This is a genomic window from Variovorax sp. Root411, assembly GCF_001425205.1.
Classification (GTDB): domain Bacteria; phylum Pseudomonadota; class Gammaproteobacteria; order Burkholderiales; family Burkholderiaceae_C; genus Variovorax.
The window spans coordinates 616,882-640,849 of the sequence record NZ_LMDW01000016.1; the positions used below are offsets into that span (position 1 = coordinate 616,882).

Consider the following 23,968-nt stretch of genomic DNA (forward strand, 5'->3'; position numbering starts at 1 on the left):
CCAAGTCCACTTCAAGCCGCAGTGGGCGCCGGGTCGGGATTGACCGCCGGCGTGCCGCCGCTGCCGCCGCTGCCCGAAGGCGGGATGCGCGGCGTCCAGTCCTTGGGCGGGCGCGGTGCGCGGCCGGCCATGATGTCATCGAGTTGCTCGGAGTCGATGGTTTCCCATTCGAGCAGTGCCTTCGCCATGGCGTGCATCTTGTCGCTGTTCGCCTCGATGAGATTGCGTGCCAGGGCGTATTGCTCGTCGATGATGCGGCGCACTTCGCCGTCGACTTTTTCCATGGTCTGCTCGCTCATGTTGGTCGTCTTGGTGACCGAGCGGCCCAGGAACACTTCGCCTTCGTTCTCGGCATAGACCATCGGTCCCAGCGCGTCGGTCATGCCGTAGCGCGTGACCATGTCGCGGGCGATGGAGGTCGCGCGCTCGAAGTCGTTGCTCGCGCCGGTGGTCATCTGGTGCATGAACACTTCCTCGGCGATGCGGCCGCCGAACAGCATGCTGATCTGGTTGAGCATGTATTCGCGGTCGTAGCTGTAGCGGTCCTGCGATGGCAGGCTCATGGTCACGCCGAGGGCACGGCCGCGCGGAATGATCGTGACCTTGTGGACCGGGTCGCACTTGGGCAGCAGCTTGCCGATGAGGGCGTGGCCGGACTCGTGGTAGGCCGTGTTGCGGCGCTCTTCCTCGGGCATGACCATGCTCTTGCGCTCGGGGCCCATGAAGATCTTGTCCTTGGCCTTCTCGAAGTCCTGCATCTCGACCACGCGCGCATTGCGGCGTGCAGCCATCAGGGCAGCTTCGTTGCAGAGGTTGGCCAGGTCGGCGCCCGACATGCCGGGCGTGCCGCGGGCGATCACGCTCGGGTTCACGTCCTGGCCCAGCGGGACCTTGCGCATGTGCACGCCGAGGATCTGTTCGCGGCCGCGGATGTCGGGCAGCGTGACGTAGACCTGGCGGTCGAAGCGGCCGGGGCGCAGCAGTGCGGCGTCCAGGATGTCGGGGCGGTTGGTGGCAGCCACCACGATCACGCCGAGGTTGGTTTCGAAGCCGTCCATCTCGACCAGCATCTGGTTGAGCGTCTGTTCGCGCTCGTCGTTGCCGCCGCCGAGGCCGGCGCCGCGCTGACGGCCCACTGCATCGATTTCGTCGATGAAGATGATGCAGGGCGCGTTCTTCTTGGCGTTCTCGAACATGTCGCGCACGCGGGCAGCGCCCACGCCGACGAACATTTCAACGAAGTCGGAACCCGAGATCGAGAAGAAAGGCACCTTGGCTTCGCCGGCGATCGACTTGGCCAGCAGCGTCTTGCCGGTGCCGGGAGGGCCGACCAGCAATAGGCCGCGGGGAATACGGCCGCCGAGCTTCTGGAAGCGTTGCGGGTCTTTCAGGAAGTCGACCACTTCACGGACCTCTTCCTTGGCCTCGTCACAGCCCGCGACGTCGGCGAAGGTGACCGTGTTGTTGTTCTCGTCCATCATGCGGGCCTTGCTCTTGCCGAAGCTGAATGCCCCGCCCTTGCCGCCGCCCTGCATCTGTCGCATGAAGTAGATCCACACGCCGATCAGCAGCAGCATCGGGCCCCAGCTCACCAGCAGCGTCATGAGCAGCGAGCCCTCTTCGCGCGGCTTGACGTCGAACTTGACGTTGTGGTCGATCAGGTCGCCCACGAGTCCGCGGTCGAGCACCGTGGCGGTCGTGCGGATCTTGCGATCGTCGTTGGTGACGGCGACGATCTCGCCGCCGGCAGCGCCTTCAGGAATGACGGCGCTCTTGACCTGGTTGTTCCGGACCTGGTCCAGGAACTCGGAATAGCTGACTGTCCCCGAACCGACGCCGCCGCGGGTGTCGAACTGCTTGAACACAGTGAACAACACCATGGCAATGACGAGCCATACGGCAACTTTGGAAAACCACTGATTGTTCAAACGAAGCTCCAGGCTAAAGCGCGTGACAGACAAATGAAAAAACGCGCTGTGGATACGCAATTGCGCCCCATTTTAGGCTTTTCAAGCTGCGAAAAGCGGGCATTTCCCTAATGCGGCGATAGGCTGGCATGGGTTTGCGCCCCGCACGCGGCCCTGCGCAGCAAGGTATCAATGCGTATCGGAGGCCTTGAGGCCCACGCCGACCAGGAAGGTTTCAGCCGATTTGTCACGCGACGACTTGGGCTTGAAAGGCTTCACGAGTCGGAAATTCGCCTTGAAAAGCTTCACCAGATCGTCGTAGCCGCTGCCGTGGAAAAGCTTGGCCACCAGCGCTCCTTCCGGCTTCAGATGGTGCCGGGCGAAGTCGATCGCAAGCTCGATCAGGTGCGCCACGCGGGCGGCATCGGCCGAATGGATGCCCGACAGGTTCGGCGCCATGTCCGACACCACCAGGTCGGCCTTGCGGCCCGCCAGCACGCCCAGCAACTGCTGCAACAGCGCGTCTTCGCGGAAATCCCCCTGCAGGAAGGTCACGCCCTCGATGGGTTCCATCGGCAGGATGTCGAGCGAAATGATGGTGCCGTTCAACTCGCCCGCCGCCGCCCCGCCCGGCGACATGCGCCGGCGCAGGTACTGGCTCCAGGCACCCGGGGTAGAACCTAGGTCCACCACCAGCTGCCCCGGCTTGACGAGCCCGAGCGACTCGTCGATTTCCTTGAGCTTGTAGGCGGCGCGCGCGCGATAACCCTCCTTGGCGGCGAGCTTCACGTAGGGGTCGTTGATATGGTCGTGCAGCCACGCCTTGTTGACTTTTTTGCTTTTGGCTTTGGTGCTCATGAAGGTCTTCGTGTACGCGTCGATAATACGGGGATGCCCGCCATTCAACTTACCCCTGCCGAGCGCAAGGTGCACCGCGCCGAAGCTCACCACCTGGATCCGATCGTCATGGTCGGTGGAGACGGGCTCACCCCTGCCGTGAAAAAAGAGGCCGATGCGGCGCTCAAGGCCCATGGCCTGATCAAGGTCCGGGTCTTCTCCGACGACCGCCTCGCCCGCGACGCCATGCTGCGCGAGTTGTCCGACGAACTCGGCGCCGCCCCGGTCCAGCACATCGGCAAGCTGCTGGTGCTGTGGCGCCCGATCCCCGAAAAAGAACGTGTGGTCGATGAAGACCGCATGCCCGGACCGCGCGACGTCAAGATCGTCAAGTACAGCAAGCGCGGCGGCCAGCGCCCCGAGATCAAGACCCTGCGCGTGCTCGGCAATCAGCGCCTCACCCCTGGCGGCACCATCAAGCGCGCCAAGGCGAAGCGGCCGCTGTCGGCCAAGAAGCGCAACCAGGCGGACTGAGCTTGGTGGCAGCGCAAGGCGTCCAGCGCCACATCCTCTGCATGAAATGGGGCACGAAGTACGGCCCCGAATACGTCAACCGGCTCTACGCGATGGTGCGCCGCAACCTCCGCGGCGATTTCAAGTTCGTGTGCCTGACCGACGACGGCAACGGCATCCACCCCGAGGTGACGTGCCTGCCGATCCCGCCGCTCAACCTGCACCTGGCCCCGGGCCAGCGCGATGGCGCCTGGAAGAAGCTCACGACCTTCGAGCAGGACCTGCACGGCCTGCGCGGCCCCGCCCTCTTCCTCGACCTCGACGTGGTGGTTGTCGGCAGCCTTGACGCCTTCTTCGAGCAGCCGGGCGAATTCCTGATCATTCACGACTACGCCCGCCCCTGGCGGCGCGAGCGGGTCACGGGCAATTCGTCGGTCTACCGTTTCGAGCTGGGCGCCCATGCCGACGTGCTGGCGTATTTCCGCGCCAACATGGACAAGGTCCAGGCCGAGTACCGCAACGAGCAGGCCTACCTTTCGGACGTGCTCCACAAGCAGGGCAAGCTGGCCTACTGGCCCGACGCCTGGTGCCCGAGCTTCAAGTACCACGGCATCCCGACCTGGCCGACCAACTACTGGGAAGAGCCCTTCGTGCCCGAGGGCGCACGCATCATGGTGTTCCATGGCGAGTGCAACCCGCCGGACGCGCTGGCGGGCCGCCGCAACCGGGCCTTCCGGTACATCCGGCCTGCGGGCTGGGTCGCCAAGTATTGGAAAGAGTGAGAGGCAAGAGGCGGCAAACTGCCGCCTCCGCACTTCAGCCCGGCTTGCGGGCGCCCATGCGCCAGAGCAGCACGCCGGCACACAGCCACTGCACGAAGTACATGCCGCTGCCCACGGCGTGCCACAGCTTGAGGTTCTCGCGCGCCATGATGCGCGGCGCCACGGCGTACTGCTGAAGCAGCGCCAGCAACAGTGCACCCAGGACGAAGAAGATGGCCGTCATCGCCGCCCCGTCCATGCGCTCGTCGGCCTTGGACCTGAAATGGATCAGCAGGATCAGTCCGCAAGCAATTGCGATCCAGCTCTGCGCCTCGAACAATTGGCCGGCGAAGTTGCCCGCCACCGATGGATTGCCCAGCTTCGCGAACAGCATCGGCACCACCAGGAAGCCGATCGTGGTGAGGCTGCCCCACCAGAAGGCGGCCAGCATCAGCGCAATGCGGTCTTTCATGGATCGAAAAATCAGAGGTAGCGCACGGCCACGATCTCGTAGCGCTTGAGTCCGCCGGGCGCCTGCACTTCGGCCGTGTCGCCCTCTTCCTTGCCGATCAGCGCGCGCGCGATCGGGCTGGAAATGTTGATCAGGCCGAGCTTCAGATCGGCTTCGTCTTCACCGACGATCTGGTACTTCACCGCGTCGCCGCTCTCCTCCTCTTCGAGCTCCACGGTAGAGCCGAACACCACCTTGCCGCCTGCATCGAGCTCGGACGGATCGATGATCTGCGCGGCCGACAGCTTGCCTTCGACCTCCTGGATGCGGCCTTCGATGAAGCCCTGGCGGTCCTTGGCGACTTCGTATTCGGCGTTCTCGCTCAGGTCGCCCTGGGCGCGCGCTTCGGAGATGGCGTTGATGACCCAGGGACGGTCCACCGTCTTGAGCTGGTGCAGTTCGGCGCGCAGCTTTTCGGCACCGCGCTTGGTAATTGGAATGGTGGCCATGTTTGGTTCTCCATAAAGCGAAACCGCCGAACGATGCCGTTCGGCGGTCGATTGGGGGGACAGGTCAGACGAGATTGCGTCCGGTCAGCCGGCTCAAGATGGCGAGCGGGCTCGAGTCGGGATTGTATTGCTTCGAAGCGGCCAGATGAAGGGTCTGCTCGAGCATGTACTGGCCCGCCATCACGGCGTGCGAGGTCTGGTCGGAGAAGCACACCCACACCGAGCCCGGCGGAAACTCGGCCTTTTCCTGCGGCGAGTTTTCCTGGTACGCCATGTCCGACTTCATGCCATCGTGCAGCTGCAGCATCAGGTGGTCGTACTCGCTGCGGAAAGACTTGGTCACGTGCAGCGCCTGCAGCAGCCTGGCTTGCCAGCGCACATATGGCTTGGCGCGCGGCAGGAAGCGCTTGGCGATGTCCTCGAAAGGCTCGCCCACGCGCCACACGCGCGGCGCGCCTTCGGGATTGACGTTGGTGAACACACGCAGGATGCGTTCGCCATAGTTGGGGCGCGACGGGAACGCATCGACGTGCAAACGCCGATCGTCCGCGCGCCACGACTGCACGCGCGTCTCGACCTGCGCCGGCCGGTAGCTCGTGGGCGCCAGCCGCAAGGCCGGCGTGTAGTGCGGCAGCAGCCCATGAATGAGCTGCGTGGCCTGTGCACGGAAGCGCCCCACCATCGCCGCGGCCTTGCGCTGCACCGCCTCGTCGCCGACAGCGCCCTTGAGCTTGCCATTGGCATCGAGGCTGATGTTGCGCACATCGGGCGACAGCAGGCTCGGCGTGAGCAGGCCACGCTCTTCGGTCAGCAGCTCGAAGCCCAGGCGCGGGAAATACAGCACCTTGCCCGCTTCCAGCTCCGCGATCCACGCCTCGTTCGGCGTGGCCGCGCTCCAGTCGCTCAAGTCCAGTTCGACGAGCTGCGTTTCCATGAAGGCACTCAGGCTGCGGCGAGCTGCGCGTGCATCTCCTGCACCGAGATCACGCCGAGCTCGTCCATGAAGCCCATGCCTTCGACCGCGGCTTCGGCGCCGAAGATCGTGGTGAAGGTGGTCACGCGGGCGAGCAGCGCCGAGGTACGGATCTGGCGCGAATCGGTGATCGCATTGCGGCGCTCTTCCACCGTGTTGATGACCAGCGCAATCTCGTTGTTCTTGATCATGTCCACGATGTGCGGGCGGCCTTCGGTCACCTTGTTCACCGTCGCGCAGTCGATGCCGGCGGCGCTGATGGCGGCAGCCGTGCCCTTGGTGGCGGTGATCTCGAAGCCCAGCTTGACCAGTCCGCGCGCCACTTCCACGGCACGCGCCTTGTCGTTGTTCTTCACCGAGATGAAGACCTTGCCCGACTTCGGCAGGTGCGTGCCCGCGCCGAGCTGCGACTTCACGAAGGCTTCGCCGAAGGTCTTGCCCACGCCCATCACTTCGCCGGTCGACTTCATCTCGGGGCCGAGGATGGTGTCCACGCCCGGGAACTTGACGAAGGGGAACACGGCTTCCTTCACGCTGAAGTACGGCGGAGTGACTTCCTTCGTCACGCCCTGCGACGCCAGCGACTGGCCGGCCATGCAGCGTGCCGCCACCTTGGCGAGCTGGATGCCGGTGGCCTTGCTCACGTAGGGCACGGTGCGGGAAGCGCGCGGGTTCACTTCGAGCACGTAGATGACGTCCTTGCCATTTTTTTGCTGGATCGCGAACTGCACGTTCATCAGGCCGACCACGTTCAGAGCCTTGGCCATGGCGGCACTCTGGCGTTTCAGTTCAGCGATGGTTTCTGCGCTCAGGCTGTAGGGCGGCAGCGAACAGGCGGAGTCGCCCGAATGCACACCGGCTTGTTCGATGTGCTCCATCACGCCGCCGATCAGCGTGGCGCCTTCGGCGTCGCGGATGCAGTCGACATCGCACTCGACAGCGTCGTTCAGGAAGCGGTCGAGCAGCACCGGCGAGTCATTGCTGACCTTGACGGCTTCGCGCATGTAGCGCTCGAGGTCACGCTGCTCGTGCACGATTTCCATCGCGCGGCCGCCGAGCACATAGCTCGGGCGCACCACCAGCGGATAGCCGAGGGCAGCAGCCTTCTCGAGCGCCTCGGGTTCGGTGCGCGCGGTGGCGTTCGGCGGCTGGCGCAGGCCCAGTTCGTGCAGCAGCTTCTGGAAACGCTCGCGGTCTTCGGCCGCGTCGATCATGTCGGGCGAGGTGCCGATGATCGGCACGCCGTTCGCTTCGAGGTCGAGTGCGAGCTTCAGCGGCGTCTGGCCGCCGTACTGCACGATCACGCCGAGCGGCTTTTCCCTGTCGACGATCTCGAGCACGTCTTCGAGCGTCAGCGGCTCGAAGTACAGGCGGTCGGAGGTGTCGTAGTCGGTCGACACGGTCTCGGGGTTGCAGTTGACCATGATGGTCTCGTAGCCGTCCTCGCGCATGGCGAGCGCGGCGTGCACGCAGCAGTAGTCGAACTCGATGCCCTGGCCGATGCGGTTGGGACCGCCGCCGAGCACCATGATCTTTTTCTTGTCCGTCGGGTCAGCTTCGCACTCGTCCTCGTAGGTCGAGTACATATAGGCCGTGTTGGTCGCGAACTCGGCCGCGCAGGTGTCCACGCGCTTGTAGACCGGACGCACGCCCAGGGCACGGCGCTTCTCGCGGATCGCGGTGTCGGTGGTCTTCAGCTGCTTGGCGAGGCGGCGGTCGGAGAACCCCTTCTTCTTCAGCGCGAGCAGCGTGTCCTTGTCGATGTCGGCCAGCGACTTGGTTTCCAGTTCGAGTTCGATCTTCACGATCTCTTCGATCTGCACCAGGAACCACGGGTCGATCTTGGTCAGCGCGAACACTTCATCGACGCTCAGGCCCATGGCGAAGGCATCGCCCACGTACCAGATGCGCTCGGGACCGGGCTCGCCCAGTTCCTTTTCGAGCACTTCGCGGTCCTGCGTTTTTTCGTTGAGGCCATCCACGCCCACTTCGAGGCCGCGCAGGGCCTTCTGGAACGATTCCTGGAAGGTGCGGCCCATGGCCATCACCTCGCCCACCGACTTCATCTGCGTCGTGAGACGCGAGTCGGCCTGCGGGAATTTCTCGAACGCGAAACGCGGGATCTTGGTCACCACGTAGTCGATCGAGGGCTCGAACGATGCGGGCGTGGCGCCGCCCGTGATTTCATTGCGCAGCTCATCGAGCGTGTAGCCCACGGCCAGCTTGGCCGCGACCTTGGCGATCGGGAAACCGGTGGCCTTGGAGGCCAGCGCCGACGAACGCGAGACGCGCGGGTTCATCTCGATGACGACCATGCGGCCGTCCTTCGGATTGATGGAGAACTGCACGTTCGAGCCGCCGGTGTCCACGCCGATCTCGCGCAGCACGGCCAGCGAGGCGTTGCGCAGGATCTGGTATTCCTTGTCGCTCAGCGTCTGCGCGGGGGCCACGGTGATCGAGTCGCCGGTGTGCACGCCCATCGGGTCGAGGTTTTCGATCGAGCAGACGATGATGCAGTTGTCGGCCTTGTCGCGCACGACTTCCATCTCGTACTCTTTCCAGCCGAGCAGAGACTCTTCGATCAACAGCTCGTTGGTCGGCGAGGCTTCGATGCCGCGCTTGCAGATGGTCTCGAATTCGTCGGGGTTGTAGGCGATGCCACCGCCGGTGCCGCCGAGCGTGAAGCTGGGGCGGATCACGGTCGGGAAGCCGAGCGTCTTCTGCACGGCCCAGGCTTCGTCCATCGTGTGCGCAATGCCCGAACGCGCCGAACCGAGACCGATCTTGGTCATCGCGTCCTTGAACTTCAGGCGGTCTTCGGCCTTGTCGATGGCTTCGGGCGTGGCGCCGATCAGCTCGACGGGCTTGCCGGTGGCCGCGCCCGTGTACTTGTCGAGCACGCCGTTGCGCCAGAGGTCGAGCGCACAGTTCAGCGCGGTCTGGCCGCCCATGGTCGGCAAGATCGCGTCGGGGCGTTCCTTGGCGATGATCTTCTCTACCGTCTGCCAGGTGATCGGCTCGATGTAGGTGACGTCGGCCGTGGCCGGGTCGGTCATGATCGTCGCGGGATTGCTGTTGATCAGGATGACCTTGTAGCCCTCTTCGCGCAGCGCCTTGCAGGCCTGCACGCCGGAGTAGTCGAACTCGCAGGCCTGGCCGATGATGATCGGGCCGGCGCCGATGATGAGGATCGATTTCAGATCTGTGCGCTTAGGCATTCTTGCTCTCCGTCTTGTGCTTTTCCATGAGTGCCGTGAAGCGATCGAACAGGTAACCGATGTCGTGCGGGCCGGGCGAGGCTTCAGGGTGGCCCTGGAAGCAGAACGCGGGCTTGTCGGTGCGCGCCAGGCCCTGCAGCGTGTTGTCGAACAAGCTGATGTGGGTGGGACGCAGGGTGGCTGGCAGCGACTTCTCGTCGACCGCGAAGCCGTGGTTCTGGCTGGTGATGCTCACGCGGCCGTTGTCGAGGTCCTTCACCGGATGGTTCGCACCGTGGTGGCCGAACTTCATCTTGAAGGTCTTGGCGCCCGAGGCGAGCGCCATGATCTGGTGACCCAGGCAGATGCCGAACGTGGGAATGCCGGTCTCGATCAGTTCCCTGACGGCACTGATGGCGTAGTCGCAAGGCTCCGGGTCGCCGGGGCCGTTCGCCAGGAAGATGCCATCGGGCTTGAGCTTGAGAACGTCGGCCGCGGGCGTTTGTGCCGGCACCACGGTGATGCGCGCGCCACGCTGCGCGATCATGCGCAGGATGTTCTTCTTGACGCCGTAGTCGAATGCGACGACGTGGAACTGCGGCGTGATCTGCACGCCGTAGCCCGCGCCGAGCTTCCACTCGGTTTCGGTCCATTCGTAGGTCTGCTTGACCGAGACCACCTTGGCGAGGTCGAGGCCCGACATGCTCGGCGCGGCCTTGGCTGCGGCGATGGCCTTGTCGATCAGAGCCTGCGTGACAGCTTCGCCCGCGGCCAAGCCCAGGATGCAGCCGTTCTGCGCACCGCGGGTGCGCAGGTGTCGCGTGAGCTTGCGGGTGTCGATGTTCGCAATGGCCACCGTGTTGCCCGACACGAGATACTCGGTCAGCGTGGCGGTCTTGCGGAAGTTGGAGGCGACGAGGGGCAGGTCCTTGATGATCAGGCCCGCGGCATGGATCTTGTCGGCTTCGATGTCCTCACCATTGACGCCGTAGTTGCCGACGTGCGGATACGTGAGGGTCACGATCTGCTGGCAGTAGCTCGGGTCGGTGAGGATTTCCTGGTAACCGGTCATGGCGGTGTTGAACACCACTTCACCGGTCGTGGAGCCGGCGGCTCCGATCGAATTGCCTTGAAAGACCGTGCCGTCTGCGAGCGCCAGGATGGCGGGCGGGAAACTTCCCTTGAGAGACAAAAGCACTGGGTTCTCCGGATGGTTACGGTCGCCCGGAGCCCCAGGCGCGTTGCCTGCGGACTGCTGCTTCAGGGGATTTTGGCGTTAAAGGCGGCCGGGCGACGCTGATTTGCGAGTAAGCCCCCGATTGTAGCCCGGACTGGGTGTGTTATTTGGCCTGCAGGGCTGCTCCGCTCGCATGCAGGCAGATCGCGGCGGCCGCGGCCACATTGAGCGACTCCTCGCCGCCCGGCTGGGCGATGCGGATATGGTGCGTGGCGCGCGCCTCCAGGGCGGGCGACACGCCCTGCCCCTCGTGGCCCATCAGCCAGGCGCAGGGATGCGGCAGGTCGGCCTTGTGAAGCCACTCGCCGTGGTGCGAGCTGGTCGCCACCAACGGTACTTTCAGGCCGTCGAGCACGTCGGCGTCCACGCCCTCGATCAGCCGCAGGCCGAAATGGGCACCCATGCCTGCACGCAGCACCTTCGGCGCCCACAGCGCCGCCGTGCCCTTGAGCGCGATCACCTGGGTGAAGCCGAAAGCGGCTGCGCTGCGAAGGATGGAGCCGGCGTTGCCGGCGTCCTGCAGACGGTCGAGCACCACGCTGGGCGCGTCGGGGATCAGCTCCGGTCGCGCTGGCAGGTCGAGTACGAAGCCCATCGGCGCAGGCGATTCCAGGCCGCTGGCACCGCGCAGCAGATCGTCGCTGACAACTACGGTTTTAATAGCACTACTCGCCCATTCGGCAGGGGCTGTAGGCCAGAAAGACTCCGAAAACACCGCTATCGCCGGCTTCACGCCGCGCGCAAGCGCCGCTCGGCAAAGATGATCGCCTTCGAGCCAGATGCGGCGCAGCTTGCGATAGGCGCCCGGATCCTGGGCCAGTTTGCGCAGGTCCTTGAGCAGCGGGTTGTCGCGCGAACTGATGAGGCTCGCGCCGGGATCGGTGGTCATGAGGGTCAGGGCGCGGCGCGCAGGTCGAGGTGCACGGCCTCGACCGTTGCCGCGAACACCGTGGGCGCGGCCGACAAGGTCTCGACGACCTGCGCGGTACCCGCTGCCGTCCGAGCCAGCGCGGCGGCAACCGGGCTGAACGACCTGCGGTGATGCACACAGGCGCCGTGGCGCTGCAGCGCTTCCAGGTGCTCCGGCGTGCCATAGCCCTTGTGGCCGGCAAAGCCGTAGTTCGGAAATTCGACGTGCAATTGCTCGCAGAGACGGTCGCGATGGACCTTGGCCAGGATGGACGCAGCCGAAATCGCCTTGACCAGTGCATCGCCCTTGACGATGGCCTCGGCCAGCACGTCGAGCGTCGGCAGGCGGTTGCCGTCGACCAGCACCTTGGCCGGTTTCAGGCGCAAGCCTTCGACCGCGCGCCGCATCGCAAGCATCGTGGCCTGCAGGATGTTGTGCGTATCGATTTCCTCGACGCTCGCCTGGGCGATGGAGCAGCAAAGGGCCTTGGCCAGGATCTGATCGTGCAGGCGCTCGCGCTGCAAAGGTGTGAGGGCCTTGGAATCGGCCAGTCCGCGGATCGGCCGGGTGTCGTCGAGGATCACCGCCGCGGCCACCACAGGGCCCGCCAGCGGGCCGCGACCGGCCTCGTCCACGCCTGCGAGCAGGCCCGGCGCGTCCCACACCAAACGGGCTTGCTCAGCTTTCAAGAACTTTCTGGATCGCATCGGCGCAAAGTGTCGGCGTATCGCGCTGCAATTGCACGTGCAGCTCGGAAAATCTTTGTTGCAGGGCCCGCGTCTTTTCGGGCTCGTCGAGCCAGGCCAGCGTGGCCTGAGCCAGCGCCTCGGGCGTGGCGGCTTCCTGCAGCAGTTCGGGCACCACGAACTCGCGGCACAGGATGTTGGGCAAGCCGACCCACGGCTGCAACTGCTTGCGCTGCATCACGCGCCACGAGAGCGCGTTCATGTTGTAGGCGATGACCATCGGCCGCTTGAACAGCGCCGCCTCGAGCGTGGCGGTGCCGCTGGCGATCAGCGTGGCGTCGCAGGCGGCCAGTGCGGTGTGCGACTGGCCATCGAGCAGCTTCACCCGGCCCCTCATGCCGCTGGCCTGGAGCAAGGCCTCGACCTCGAAGCGCAGCCCCGGAAGGATGGGCGCCACGAACTGGAGCGCCGGCCGGGCCTTCTGCATCAGCGCGGCGGCGGCGAAGAATCGGTCCGCCAGGTAGCGTATCTCGGAGCGGCGGCTGCCCGGCAACAAGGCGACGACCTGTGCGTCGGACGCCAACCCGATCGCGGTGCGGGCCGCGGCGCGGTCGGGCGTCATCGGGATCACGTTGGCAATCGGATGCCCCACGTAGCTCGCGGCAACACCCTGCTTTTCGAGCAGTTCCGGCTCGAACGGGAAGATGCACAGCACATGGTCGGCCGCAGCCCGGACTTTCTCGATGCGCTTCGGCCGCCAGGCCCAGATCGAAGGGCAGATGAAATGCACGGTCTTGATGCCCTGGCTGCGCAGGCCGGCTTCGAGATCGAGATTGAAATCGGGTGCATCGACGCCGATGAACAGTTCGGGCCGTTCACTCAGCAACCGGGTCTTCAGCTGGCGGCGGATGCCTGCGATCTCGGCGTAGTGCCGCAGCACCTCGACGTAGCCGCGCACCGCGAGCTTTTCCTGCGGCCACCAGCTCTGGAAGCCATGGGCCAGCATGCGGGGGCCGCCAATGCCGACGGTCTGGAGTTCGGGCCAACGGGCCAGGAGGCCATCGAGCAGCAAACCCGCGAGCAGGTCGCCGGAGGCTTCGCCCGCGACCAGCGCGAAGCGTCGCTGTCCGTCCTTCTGCATCGCGGACACCTCAGCGCGCGATGCCACGCGTCGAGTTGGCGAGGAAGGACTCCATCAGCGCGACGTCACCTGCAGCTTCCGGCATTTCCGTCGCGAGCGCGGCAATGGCCGTGCGCGCTTCTTCGAGCGTCTTGCCCTGACGGTACAGCAGGCGATGCATCTGCTTCACCGCCGCAAGCCGCTGGGCGGAGAAGTCGCGCCGCCGCAGGCCGACGATGTTGAAGCCGCGCACTGCCAGCGGATTGCCATCGACCAGCATGAAAGGCGGCACATCCTGCGACACCGCGCTCGCGAAGCCGAGCATGGCATGCGCCCCCACCGAGACGAACTGGTGAATGCCGGTGAGCCCGCCGACCGTGACCCAGTCGGCCAGGTGCACATGCCCCGCCAGCGTGGTGTTGTTGGCCAGCGTGGTGTGGTTGTCGATATGGCAGTCGTGCGCGATGTGCGTGTACGCCATGATCCAGTTGTCGTCGCCCACGCGCGTCACGCCGCCCGCCCCCGGCACGCCGAGATTGAACGTGCAGAACTCGCGAATGACGTTGCGGTCGCCGATGACGAGCTCGGTCGGCTCCCCGGCGTACTTCTTGTCCTGCGGCACTGCCCCGAGCGACGAAAACTGAAAGATCCGGTTGTCGCGCCCGATGGTCGTGCGCCCCTCGATCACGCAATGCGCGCCGATGGTGGTGCCCGCGCCCACACGCACGTGCGGACCGATCACGGTATAGGGACCGACCGACACCGAGGCGTCGAGTTCGGCCTGGGGGTCGACGAGTGCTGTCGAATGAACCTGGGTCATGCCTTGTGGAAACAACTGCGGCCGGATCAGTTGATCTGGCGCATGGCGCACATCAGCGTCGCCTCGCAGGCGAGTTCGCTGCCCACCAGGGCCCGGCCCTTGAACTTGGAAATGCCGGCCTTCATGCGCTCGATCTCGACTTCGAGCGTCAGCTGGTCGCCGGGTTCCACGGGCCGCTTGAAGCGTGCGCCGTCGATGGCTGCAAAGTAATAGACGGTGTTGTCGTCCGGCACGATGTCGAGCGAGTGGAACGACAGCAGGGCCGCGGCCTGGGCCATGGCTTCGAGCATCAGCACGCCCGGCATCACCGGACGGTGCGGGAAGTGGCCGTTGAAAAACGGCTCGTTCATCGTCACGTTCTTCAGCGCCGTGATGCGCTTGCCCTTTTCCATGTCCAGCACGCGGTCCACCAGCAGGAACGGGTAGCGGTGGGGCAGCAGCTTGAGGATTTGATGGATATCGAGCGCTATCGCTGGCTTTGTCATGATTTTCTGTTCCTGCATCGTCGTCATTTTTTCGAGGGAGCCTTCTCCAGCGCCTTCAGTCGTTCGCGCAGGCTGTGCAACTGCTTGAGCGTTGCCGCATTTTTTTCCCAGCTCGCATTGTCATCGATGGGAAACATGCCGGTGTATTGGCCGGCCTTGTGGATCGAACGGGTAACCACGGTTGCGGCGGACACATGGACGCCGTCGGCCACCGTCAGATGGCCCAGCACGATGGCACCGCCGCCGAAGGTGCAGTTGGCGCCGATGGTGGCGCTGCCAGCCACGCCGACGCAGCCCGCCATGGCGGTGTTCTTGCCGACGCGCACGTTGTGGCCGATCTGGATCAGGTTGTCGAGCTTCACGCCGTCGTCGATCACTGTGTCGTCGAGCGCACCGCGGTCGATGCAAGTGTTGGCGCCGATCTCGACGTCGTTGCCGATGCGCACCGCGCCCAACTGCTCGATCTTGATCCAGCGCCCCTCGTGCGGCGCCAGGCCGAAGCCGTCGGCACCGATGACCACACCGGGGTGCAGCAGGCAGCGCTCGCCGATGGCGCAGTCTTCGCTGACCGTCACCCGGGACTTCAGCACAGTGCCCGCACCGATGCGCGCGCCCCGCTCCACCACGCACAGCGCGCCGATTCGCGCAGTGGCATCGACTTGCGCCTCTGCGTGGATCACCGCGCTGGGATGGATGCGATCGACTTCCGGACGCGCGTGGTGCGCCTTCCAGAGCTGTGTCAGGCGGGCAAAGTAGAAGTATGGATCTGGCGTGAGGATGAAAGCGCCGCGCGCCGCGGCCGCCTCGCGCATGGCCGGCGACACAATCACGCAAGCGGCCTTCGAAGCCGCCAATTCCTGCTGGTATTTGGGATGGCTCAGGAAACTGAGCGCATCGGGCTGCGCATTCTGCAGCGGCGCCAACCGCTCGATGGACAGCGCCGCATCGCCATGAAGTTCGCCCCCGAGGGCGTCAACGATGGCTCCGAGCTGCAGTGACACGCCGACTCCCGGCGTTACTTGCCGGCCGCAGGCGCAGGAGAGCTGACCGACGCGTTCAGCGCCTTGATCACCTTGTCGGTGATGTCGTGCTTGGGATTGATGTAGATCGCCTCCTGCAGGATGGCATCGTACTTCTCGGCCTCGGCCACCTGCTTCACCACGCGGTTGGCGCGCTCGTAGACCTGCTGGAGCTCTTCATTCTTGCGCGAGTTCAGGTCTTCCTGGAACTCGCGCCGCTTGCGCTGAAAGTCGCGGTCCTGGTCGACCAGCGCGCGCTGACGCGTGGCCCGCTGGTTTTCCGACAGGGTGGGCGCCTCGCGCTCGAACTTCTCCGAAGCCGCCTTCAGGGCATCGCCCTGCGAGGTCAGATCCTTCTCGCGCTTCAGGAACTCGGCTTCGAGTTTTGCCTGGGCAGTCTTGGCCGGCTGCGCCTCGCGCAGCACGCGGTCCGGGTTCACGAAACCGATGCGAAAGGTTTCCTGCGCCTGGGCGGGCACCGCAGCGAACGCGAGAGCGGGGATCAACAACACGCCTGCCGCGGCGCGAATCAAATGCTTCATTTAGAAAGACGTTCCGATCTGGAATTGGAGGCGCTGAATTCTATCCTTCGGGATGTAGCCGGGCGTCAGCGGGACCCCTACTTCCTTCTGGGACTTGATGGGGAAGGCGTAGGCGAGGCGCAGCGGGCCCAGCGGCGAGATCCAACTGATGCCCAGGCCGACGGAAGCGCGCAGCTTCTTCTCGGCCTTCCATTGCTCGTCGGTCAGGCCGGCGGCACGCGAACCGAACACATTGCCGACGTCGAAGAAGCCGTACAGGCGCAGCGTGCGGTCGTTGCCGGCGCCCGGGAACGGGGTGCTCAGTTCCGCGTTGAAGATGGCCTTCTTGGTGCCGCCCAAAGCAGCACCTTCGCTCTGGCCCGACAGCGGCACGTCGCGTGGACCCAGCGAGTTTTGCTCGAAGCCGCGAATGGAGCCGAGACCACCCGCATAGAAGTTCTTGAAGATCGGATAGACCTTGCCGCCCAGCGCCTTGGCATAGCCGACTTCGCCGTTGATCGAGAAGGTGTACTGCTTGTTGATCGCGAAGAACTGCTGGTACTGGTAGTTCGTCTTGACGTACTTCATGTCGCCCGCCACCCCCAGTTCGAGGTTGGCACGCTGAAGCCGCCCGGTGGTCGGAATCAGCGCGCTGTCGCGGCTGTCCCGGCCCCAGCCTACGCTCAGCGGCACGCCCCAGACGCTGTCCTGCGAGCAGCCCGTGACGAGCCAGCCGGCCGGTGTCGGCGGCAGCAGCGGACCGTTGCTCACAGGGCTCGTGTTGAGATGGCACTGGAAGTAGTCGAGGTAGGAGCGCGGCGTGGTCAAGCCCGCGAGTGCCGTCGTCTTGTTCGGATCGAACGCATACCGCTCCAGGCCGATGCCGAAGAAGACCGTATCGACCTCGCTGAACGGAACGCCAAAGCGGATCGAAGCGCCCTGGTTGACCAGCTTGTAGTCGCCATCGATGGTCGTCGAATACGGCCGTGTCGTCGTGTGATACACGCTGATCGTGCGCGAGATGCCATCCGGCGTGAAGTACGGGTCGGTGGTCGTCAGCGACAACGTGCGGTTGTACTTGCTGGTGTTGACCTGCACGCCCAGGAAGTTGCCCGAGCCGAACACGTTTTCCTGCGAAATGCCGAAGGTCAGTGCAACCTTCTCGGCGCTCGAGTAGCCGGCGCCGAGCTGCAGGCTGCCAGTAGGCTTTTCGGCCACGTTGACGGTCAGGTCCACCTGGTCGGGCGAGCCGGGCACTTCCTGCGTATCGACGTTCACCTCGGTGAAGAAACCCAGGCGGTCCACGCGGTCGCGCGAGAGCTTGATCTTGTCGCCGTCGTACCAGGAGGCCTCGTATTGGCGGAACTCGCGGCGAATGACTTCGTCGCGGGTCTTGTTGTTGCCGCCCACCGACACGCGCCGCACGTACACGCGGCGCGAAGGTTCGGCCTGCAGCGTGAGCGCCACCCGGTTGTTGACACGGTCGATTTCGGGGCGCGCCTGCACGCGTGCGAACGCGTAGCCGAAGGTGCCGAAATAGTCGTTGAAGGCCTTGGTGGTTTCAGTGACCTGCTCGCCGTTGTAGGGCTCGCCCGGCTTGATGGTGATGAGCGACTTGAACTCCTCGTCGCGGCCGAGGTAGTTGCCGTCGAGCTTGACGCTCGACACAACGAACTTCTCGCCTTCGGTGATGTTCACGGTCACCGTCAGGTCCTTGCGGTCCGGCGAAATGGCAACCTGGGTCGAGTCGATGCGGAACTCGAGGTAGCCGCGCGTGATGTAGTACGAGCGCAGGGTTTCCAGGTCGGCGTTGAGCTTGGCGCGCGAGTACTGGTTCGACTTGGTGTACCAGCTCATGAAGCCGCCGCTGTCCTGGTCGAACAGGCTCAGCAGCGTCGACTCGCTGAAGGCCTTGTTGCCCACCACGTGCACTTCGCGGATGCGGGCCGAATCGCCTTCGGTCACGGTGAAGGTCAGGTTGACGCGGTTGCGCTCGATGGGCGTGACGGTGGTCACGACCTGCGCGTTGTAGAGGCTCTTGCTCACGTACTGGCGCTTGAGCTCCTGCTCGGCACGGTCGGCCAGCGCCTTGTCGTAGGGGCGGCCATCGGCCAGCCCGACTTCGCGCAGCGCCTTCTGCAGAGCCGCCTTGTCGAACTCCTTGGAACCGACGAAATCGACGTCTGCAATGGTCGGCCGCTCTTCGACGATCACCACCAGCACGTTGCCGTTCACGTCGATGCGCACATCCTTGAACAACCCCAGGTCGAACAGCGCACGAATGGCGGCTGAACCGCGCTCGTCGCTGTAGGTATCGCCCACGCGCAGCGGCAGCGATGCGAAGATCGTGCCGGCTTCGACGCGTTGCAGGCCTTCGACGCGAATGTCGCGCACCGTGAAAGGCTCGACGGCCCAAGCTGCCGTGGCGGCGAGCGCACTGGCGACCACCGCGGCAACGCTACGCAGGCGAAAGCGACTGAAGTTTTTGTTCATCTGTGAATTGAACCGGCACGGAAAGGGCCGGCTGAAAGTTAACCAAAGAGCCGCGTGACGTCGTTGAAGAGTGCGACCGACATCATGACCAGCAGCAGGGCCACACCCCCGCGCTGAAGCCGTTCCATCCAAGCGTCGGAGACGCTCTTGCCGGTCAGGCCCTCCCAAAGATAATACATCAGGTGTCCGCCATCGAGGACCGGCAGCGGCATGAGATTGAGGACCCCGAGGCTCACGCTGATGAGCGCCAGGAAGATCAGATACTGAGTGAAGCCGAGGCTTGCGGACTTGCCCGCGTAGTCGGCGATCGTGAGCGGACCGCTCAGGTTCTTGAGCGAAACCTCGCCGATGACCATCTTGCCCATCATGCGCACGGTCAGCGCGGATACCTCCCAGGTGCGCACCACGCCGCGCCAGACACCGTCGACCGGCCCCTGGCGCACCGTCACCATTTCGGGCGGCGCACCAACGTACGCGCCAATGCGACCGACCTTGTTGCCGCCCTCTTCCCGCACCTCGGGCTTCACGTCGATCGTGAGCGACCGGCCACCGCGCTCGACCTGCCAGGCCTGCGTGCGCGGCTGGCCGCCGTCGACCGACGCCCGGATCGCTTCACGCAGCTGCTGCCCGTCGACGATGGCCGTGCCTCCGATGGCACGCACCAGGTCGCCGTTGCGAAGACCGGCACTCTCGGCGGCGCTACCCGCCATGACTTCACCGATCTCAGGCCTGGTCAGGGGTGCCAGCACGCCGATCTTGCGGAACATCTGAGGATCGGCATCCTTGGCCTCCATGCGGCTCAGCGGCAGCACCAGTTGCCGCGCCGGCCGGCCGCCCTCGCCTGCCACTTCGAGTGTCAGGTCATGGCCGTCCAGTGCGCCGCGCGTCATGCGCCAGCGCAGGTCCTCGAAGGACTGCACCGGCGAAAGGTCTTCATCGAAGCCCGCTCGGGTGATCTGTTCGCCACCGCGCAGGCCCGCGGCCTCGGCCAACGAAGCCGCCACCGGCCGCGCCAGCCTGGCGACCGGCTCCTGCACGCCGATCCAGTTGACCGCGGTGTAAAGCACGACGGCCAACAGCAGATTGGCAATAGGCCCCGCCGCGACGATGGCCGCGCGCGAACGCAGGGGCTGGGTGTTGAAGGCACGATGGCGCTCTTCGGGCGCAACCGGCCCTTCGCGCTCGTCGAGCATCTTGACGTAGCCGCCCAACGGAAACGCGCCGATGACGAATTCGGTCTGCTGCCCCGGATGCTGGCGCTTCGGCTGCCAGCGGAACAGCGCCTTGCCGAATCCGACGGAGAAGCGCTCGACCTTGACGCCGCATGCCACGGCCACGCGGTAATGCCCGTATTCGTGTACCGCGATCAGCACACCGAGCGCGACCACAAAGGCTATGACAGTGAGCAGCATCGGGATCCTTGGGCTCTAAAGGGAGTCGTCAGGCTGCGAAGCGCAGCGCTGCGGCATTGGCCGCCGCACGGGCGCTGGCATCGATCGCCAGCAGGTCGGCCAGCGATGCCGGTTTGGAGGGAGAGATCGCTTCCAAAGTTTCCATGTTGACCGCGTGTATGCAATCGAACCGAAGGCGGCGGCTCAGGAAAGCTTCCACCGCAACCTCGTTGGCGGCGTTGAGCACCGCCGTCGTGCCTGGTGCGGCGCGCAATGCGTGCCATGCCAGGCCCAGCCCTGGAAAGAGCGCCGCATCGGGCGCATCGAAGGTCAGCGAGGCCATCTGGCGGAAGTCGAGCCGCGCGGCTCCGCTCTCGATGCGTTCGGGCCAGGCCAGGCCCACCGCGATCGGCACCCGCATATCGGGCGTACCGAGCTGTGCGATGACCGAGGCGTCGGTGAACTGCACCATCGAGTGCACCACGCTCTGCGGATGGATGACGACCTCGATCTGCTCGGGCGAGACGCCGAACAGGTGACGCGCCTCGATCACCTCGAGCGCCTTGTTCATCATGGTGGCCGAGTCGACCGAAATCTTGCGGCCCATGACCCAGTTCGGATGGGCACAGGCCTGCTCGGGGGTTACCGTACCCAGGGTTTCCGGAGCACGGGTGCGGAACGGGCCGCCCGAGGCGGTCAGGATGATCTTGTCGATGCGCCGAGCCCAGGTGGACGGGTCTTCGGGCAGCGACTGGAAGATGGCGGAATGCTCGCTGTCGATGGGCAGCAGCGTGGCGCCGCCCTCGCGCACGGTACGCATGAAGAGCTCGCCACCGACGACCAGCGCCTCCTTGTTGGCCAGCAGCAGGCGCTTGCCGGCGCGCGCGGCGGCCAGGCACGGCCCCAGGCCCGCGGCACCGACGATGGCGGCCATGACGGCATCCGTTTCGTCGTGGGATGCTATCATTTCGAGAGCACCGTCACCCATCAGGACAACCGTCTTCAGGCTGTTCTGCTTCAGCTTTTCAGCCAGCATCGCGGCATGCGGCGCGCTGGCCATCACGGCGAACCGCGGCGAGAACTGGGCGCACTGCGCCAGCAACTCGTCGACCTTGGTGGCAGCCGAAAGCGCGAACACCTCAAAGCGCTCGGGGTGGCGCGAAATAACGTCGAGCGTGCTCACGCCGACCGAGCCGGTCGAGCCGAGCACCGTGACGCGTTGTCTTCTGAGTGAGTTCACAGGAAAGCCAGCATCATGGCAATGGGAAGCGCCGGCAAGAGGGCATCCACGCGGTCGAGAACACCACCGTGGCCGGGCAACAGCCGGCTGCTGTCCTTGGCGCCGGCACTGCGCTTGATGAGAGATTCGACGAGGTCGCCCACGACGCTCATGGCCGAGAGAAACAACGCGGCGAGCAGCAAAAGCCACCAGCCACGCTCGTTGAGACGGGTGTAGAGGCTGGCCACGGCGGCGCCGGTGGCCCTGTCGGCCCAGACCCAGGCAAAGGCCAGCACCACCACGCCGATCATGCCGCCCCAGACACCTTCCCAGCTCTTGCCGGGACTGATCGCGGGCGCGAGCTTGTTGCGCGTGAACCTGAGGCCGAAGGCACGGCCGGCGAAATAGGCGAACACGTCGGCCACCCACACCAGCACCAGGATCGACAGCAGGAAGTTGATGCCGATCATGCGCGCCTGCACCGCGGCAAGCCACGCCACCCAGAGCGCAAGCAAGCCGCCGACCAGCCGCAGCCCACGCGGAATGCGGGGCCAGCCCGGCACCGCCACGCGCAGCAGCGCCGCGCCGCCCAGCACCCAGGCTGCGCTGGCCAGGGTCCACATCAGCACCAGCGGCCGCTCCAACAACCCCAGCCACCAGGACAGCGCACACAGCACCACCAGTTCGAAGCCGAGGAACACCGACAGCCGCTGGCCATATCCGTTCAGGCGCCCCCACTCCCAGGCAGCCGCGCCGATCAACACCAGCATGACGCAGGCAAAGGGGATGTAGTTTCGGTAGAACAGCGCCGGCAGCAGGATCGCGAGCAGCACGATCGCCGTGAGGATGCGTTGTTTGAGCATGCGTGAGGTTGGGAGTTCTTCAGGCCGCAGCCGTCGAAACCTGTGCCGAGGTCTGGCCGAAGCGGCGCTCGCGGCCCTGGAACGCGGCAATCGCCTCGTCCAACGCGGCCTCGTCGAATTCGGGCCAAAGCTTGTCGCTGAAGAAGAGCTCGGCGTAGGCACTCTGCCAGAGCAGGAAATTGGACAACCGCTGCTCGCCACCCGTCCGGATGAACAGGTCGGGGTCGGGCACGTGGGCCAGGGCCATGGCGCGGTCGAGGCTGACCTCGGTGATCGCTTCGCCCTGCGCCACCAGCCTGGCGGCGGCCTGCGCGATGTCCCAGCGGCCGCCGTAGTTGAAGCAGACGTTGAGCACCATGCGCGTGTTGTGCGCCGTGGCAACCTCGGCGTCGACCAGGCCCTTCACCATCTTCGGCGACAGGCCGCCCCGCTCGCCGACGAAATGCAGCCGCACCCCGTCGCTGCTGAGCTTGGGCACCTCGCGGGCGAGCGCCCCGACCATCAGCTCCATGAGCCCGGAGACTTCCTCGACGGGCCGGTTCCAGTTCTCGGAAGAGAACGCAAACACCGTGAGCACGCCCACGCCGCGATCGGCGCAGGCCTTGACACAGCGCCGCAGCGCCTCGACGCCCTGCTTGTGCCCCGCAACGCGAGGCAGGAAACGCCGCGTCGCCCAACGGCCGTTGCCGTCCATGACGATGGCAACGTGGTGGGGAATGCGCGGCGCTGACGAGGCCATGGCAGGCCTCAAACGGCCATGATCTCCGCTTCCTTGGCCGCGATCAGTCGGTCGATTTCCGCGATGTGGCGGTCGGTGACCTTCTGGATTTCGGCTTCGGCACGCTTCTGGTCGTCTTCGGAGGCCAGCTTGTCCTTGACCAGCTTCTTGACCGACTCGTTCGCGTCACGGCGCAGGTTGCGCGTGGCGATCTTGGCGGTTTCGCCTTCGTTGCGAACCAGCTTGGTCATTTCCTTGCGGCGCTCTTCGCTCATGGCGGGCAGCGGCACGCGGATCAGGTCGCCCATCGAGGCGGGGTTCAGGCCCAGGTCGCTTTCGCGAATGGCCTTTTCGATCTTGGCGCCCATGCCCTTTTCCCAAGGCTGGACGCTGATGGTGCGCGAATCGAGCACCGACACGTTGGCCACCTGGCTCAGCGGCACCTGCGAGCCGTAATACTCGACGTGGATCGAGTCGAGCAGCGCCGAATTGGCACGGCCGGTACGGATCTTGGTGAGGTTGTTCTGGAATGCGGCGAGCGACTGATTCATCTTCGCGTCGGTCGCACTGCGGATATCTGCAATGGTCATCTCAAATACTCCTAGGCATGCACCAGCGTGCCCTCGTCCTCGCCCATCACGACGCGCTTGAGCGCACCGTTCTTGAGGATCGAGAACACCTTGATCGGCAGCTTCTGGTCACGGCACAGCGCGAAGGCCGTGGCGTCCATGATGCCGAGATTTTTTGCGATCGCCTCGTCGAAAGTCAGCGTGGCGTAGCGCGTTGCATCGGGGTTGGTCTTGGGGTCGGCGGTGTAGACGCCGTCGACCTTGGTCGCCTTGAGCACGAGCTCGGCGCCGATCTCGGCGCCGCGCAGCGCGGCGGCCGTATCGGTGGTGAAGAACGGATTGCCCGTGCCGGCCGCAAACACCACGACCTTGCCCTCTTCGAGGTACTGCAGGGCCTTGGGGCGCACATAGGGCTCGACCACCTGCTCGATGGCAATGGCGGACATCACGCGGGCCACGAGACCCTGCTTGTCCATTGCGTCGGCCAGCGCCAGCGAGTTCATCACGGTGGCCAGCATGCCCATGTAGTCGGCCGTAGCGCGATCCATGCCGACCGATCCGCCCGCGACGCCGCGGAAGATGTTGCCGCCGCCGATCACGACCGCCACCTGGACGCCCATGTTCACGACCTCGGCCACTTCCTGCACCATACGCACGATGGTGGCACGGTTGATGCCGAAGGCGTCATCGCCCATCAATGCCTCTCCCGACAGCTTCAACAAGATTCGCTTGTGGGCTGGGCGGGCATCAGACATGGGCAATTTCCTTT

General features: G+C 65.2%; 23 protein-coding genes. 2 read left to right on the forward strand and 21 right to left on the reverse strand.

The window, feature by feature from the left end; translation table 11 throughout:
• Positions 1 to 11: 11 nt before the first annotated feature.
• Together ftsH and ASC92_RS19495 are read right to left on the reverse strand one after the other, a co-directional pair.
• Complete coding sequence (ftsH, locus tag ASC92_RS19490) at positions 12 to 1,928, reverse strand: ATP-dependent zinc metalloprotease FtsH (RefSeq protein WP_056518753.1); 1,917 nt, start codon at positions 1,926 to 1,928, stop codon at positions 12 to 14.
• 168 nt (positions 1,929 to 2,096) lie between these two features.
• Positions 2,097 to 2,765, reverse strand: a complete 669-nt coding sequence (locus ASC92_RS19495; RefSeq protein ID WP_056518755.1) for an RlmE family RNA methyltransferase — start codon at positions 2,763 to 2,765, stop codon at positions 2,097 to 2,099.
• Positions 2,766 to 2,798: 33 nt separating this feature from the next.
• Here ASC92_RS19495 and ASC92_RS19500 point away from each other — a divergent pair, with 33 nt between their 5' ends.
• Both ASC92_RS19500 and ASC92_RS19505 read left to right on the forward strand, forming a co-directional pair.
• Positions 2,799 to 3,278, forward strand: coding sequence for a YhbY family RNA-binding protein (locus tag ASC92_RS19500; protein WP_056518758.1), 480 nt, complete (start codon positions 2,799 to 2,801; stop codon positions 3,276 to 3,278).
• Positions 3,279 to 3,280: 2 nt separating this feature from the next.
• Complete coding sequence (locus ASC92_RS19505) at positions 3,281 to 4,039, forward strand: hypothetical protein (RefSeq protein ID WP_056518762.1); 759 nt, start codon at positions 3,281 to 3,283, stop codon at positions 4,037 to 4,039.
• A 34-nt stretch (positions 4,040 to 4,073) separates the two neighbouring features.
• On the opposite strand, the gene ASC92_RS19510 is transcribed toward ASC92_RS19505, so the two are convergent.
• The 19 genes from ASC92_RS19510 to pyrH form a co-directional block, all read right to left on the reverse strand.
• Positions 4,074 to 4,490 (reverse strand): DUF4149 domain-containing protein, encoded by a 417-nt coding sequence (locus tag ASC92_RS19510; protein ID WP_056518764.1) that lies wholly within the window; start codon positions 4,488 to 4,490, stop codon positions 4,074 to 4,076.
• A gap of 11 nt (positions 4,491 to 4,501) precedes the next feature.
• The gene (gene greA / locus ASC92_RS19515) at positions 4,502 to 4,978 is read right to left on the reverse strand and encodes a transcription elongation factor GreA (RefSeq protein WP_056518766.1); all 477 of its coding nucleotides are present in this window, start codon (positions 4,976 to 4,978) and stop codon (positions 4,502 to 4,504) included.
• Positions 4,979 to 5,042: 64 nt separating this feature from the next.
• Positions 5,043 to 5,912 (reverse strand): Kdo hydroxylase family protein, encoded by an 870-nt coding sequence (locus ASC92_RS19520; protein WP_056518768.1) that lies wholly within the window; start codon positions 5,910 to 5,912, stop codon positions 5,043 to 5,045.
• Between the two features lie 8 nt (positions 5,913 to 5,920).
• On the reverse strand, positions 5,921 to 9,169 hold the full coding sequence (carB, locus tag ASC92_RS19525; protein ID WP_056518770.1) for a carbamoyl-phosphate synthase large subunit: 3,249 nt from the start codon (positions 9,167 to 9,169) through the stop codon (positions 5,921 to 5,923).
• The gene (gene carA / locus ASC92_RS19530) at positions 9,162 to 10,346 is read right to left on the reverse strand and encodes a glutamine-hydrolyzing carbamoyl-phosphate synthase small subunit (RefSeq protein WP_056518772.1); all 1,185 of its coding nucleotides are present in this window, start codon (positions 10,344 to 10,346) and stop codon (positions 9,162 to 9,164) included. Before carA ends, carB begins: the two co-directional genes overlap by 8 nt.
• A 142-nt stretch (positions 10,347 to 10,488) precedes the next feature.
• Entirely contained in the window at positions 10,489 to 11,274 is a 786-nt protein-coding gene (locus tag ASC92_RS19535; protein WP_056518775.1) for a TrmH family RNA methyltransferase, read from the reverse strand.
• 5 nt (positions 11,275 to 11,279) lie between these two features.
• On the reverse strand, positions 11,280 to 12,002 hold the full coding sequence (gene rnhB / locus ASC92_RS19540) for a ribonuclease HII (protein ID WP_056518777.1): 723 nt from the start codon (positions 12,000 to 12,002) through the stop codon (positions 11,280 to 11,282).
• Positions 11,974 to 13,122, reverse strand: coding sequence for a lipid-A-disaccharide synthase (gene lpxB / locus ASC92_RS19545; protein WP_082519656.1), 1,149 nt, complete (start codon positions 13,120 to 13,122; stop codon positions 11,974 to 11,976). Before lpxB ends, rnhB begins: the two co-directional genes overlap by 29 nt.
• Positions 13,123 to 13,132: 10 nt before the next feature.
• Entirely contained in the window at positions 13,133 to 13,921 is a 789-nt protein-coding gene (gene lpxA, locus ASC92_RS19550; RefSeq protein WP_056518778.1) for an acyl-ACP--UDP-N-acetylglucosamine O-acyltransferase, read from the reverse strand.
• A gap of 26 nt (positions 13,922 to 13,947) precedes the next feature.
• Positions 13,948 to 14,406: a 3-hydroxyacyl-ACP dehydratase FabZ gene (fabZ, locus tag ASC92_RS19555; RefSeq protein ID WP_007836981.1), complete on the reverse strand. Its 459-nt coding sequence runs from the start codon at positions 14,404 to 14,406 to the stop codon at positions 13,948 to 13,950.
• Between the two features lie 23 nt (positions 14,407 to 14,429).
• Entirely contained in the window at positions 14,430 to 15,407 is a 978-nt protein-coding gene (gene lpxD / locus ASC92_RS19560) for a UDP-3-O-(3-hydroxymyristoyl)glucosamine N-acyltransferase (RefSeq protein WP_056518780.1), read from the reverse strand.
• Between the two features lie 14 nt (positions 15,408 to 15,421).
• On the reverse strand, positions 15,422 to 15,967 hold the full coding sequence (locus ASC92_RS19565; protein ID WP_056518781.1) for an OmpH family outer membrane protein: 546 nt from the start codon (positions 15,965 to 15,967) through the stop codon (positions 15,422 to 15,424).
• Positions 15,968 to 18,439, reverse strand: a complete 2,472-nt coding sequence (gene bamA / locus ASC92_RS19570; protein WP_056518783.1) for an outer membrane protein assembly factor BamA — start codon at positions 18,437 to 18,439, stop codon at positions 15,968 to 15,970. It lies immediately after the preceding gene.
• Between the two features lie 38 nt (positions 18,440 to 18,477).
• Positions 18,478 to 19,851, reverse strand: coding sequence for an RIP metalloprotease RseP (rseP, locus tag ASC92_RS19575; RefSeq protein ID WP_056518785.1), 1,374 nt, complete (start codon positions 19,849 to 19,851; stop codon positions 18,478 to 18,480).
• A gap of 28 nt (positions 19,852 to 19,879) precedes the next feature.
• Positions 19,880 to 21,070 (reverse strand): 1-deoxy-D-xylulose-5-phosphate reductoisomerase, encoded by a 1,191-nt coding sequence (gene ispC / locus ASC92_RS19580; RefSeq protein WP_056518787.1) that lies wholly within the window; start codon positions 21,068 to 21,070, stop codon positions 19,880 to 19,882.
• Positions 21,067 to 21,912 carry a phosphatidate cytidylyltransferase gene (locus ASC92_RS19585; RefSeq protein ID WP_056518789.1) on the reverse strand — a complete coding sequence of 282 codons (846 nt, stop codon included), beginning with the start codon at positions 21,910 to 21,912 and terminating at the stop codon, positions 21,067 to 21,069. Before ASC92_RS19585 ends, ispC begins: the two co-directional genes overlap by 4 nt.
• 19 nt (positions 21,913 to 21,931) lie before the next feature.
• Positions 21,932 to 22,651 carry a polyprenyl diphosphate synthase gene (gene uppS, locus ASC92_RS19590; protein WP_056518791.1) on the reverse strand — a complete coding sequence of 240 codons (720 nt, stop codon included), beginning with the start codon at positions 22,649 to 22,651 and terminating at the stop codon, positions 21,932 to 21,934.
• Positions 22,652 to 22,659: 8 nt separating this feature from the next.
• The gene (gene frr, locus ASC92_RS19595; protein WP_056518792.1) at positions 22,660 to 23,220 is read right to left on the reverse strand and encodes a ribosome recycling factor; all 561 of its coding nucleotides are present in this window, start codon (positions 23,218 to 23,220) and stop codon (positions 22,660 to 22,662) included.
• Positions 23,221 to 23,231: 11 nt separating this feature from the next.
• Positions 23,232 to 23,954 (reverse strand): UMP kinase, encoded by a 723-nt coding sequence (pyrH, locus tag ASC92_RS19600; RefSeq protein ID WP_007836993.1) that lies wholly within the window; start codon positions 23,952 to 23,954, stop codon positions 23,232 to 23,234.
• Positions 23,955 to 23,968: the final 14 nt, after the last annotated feature.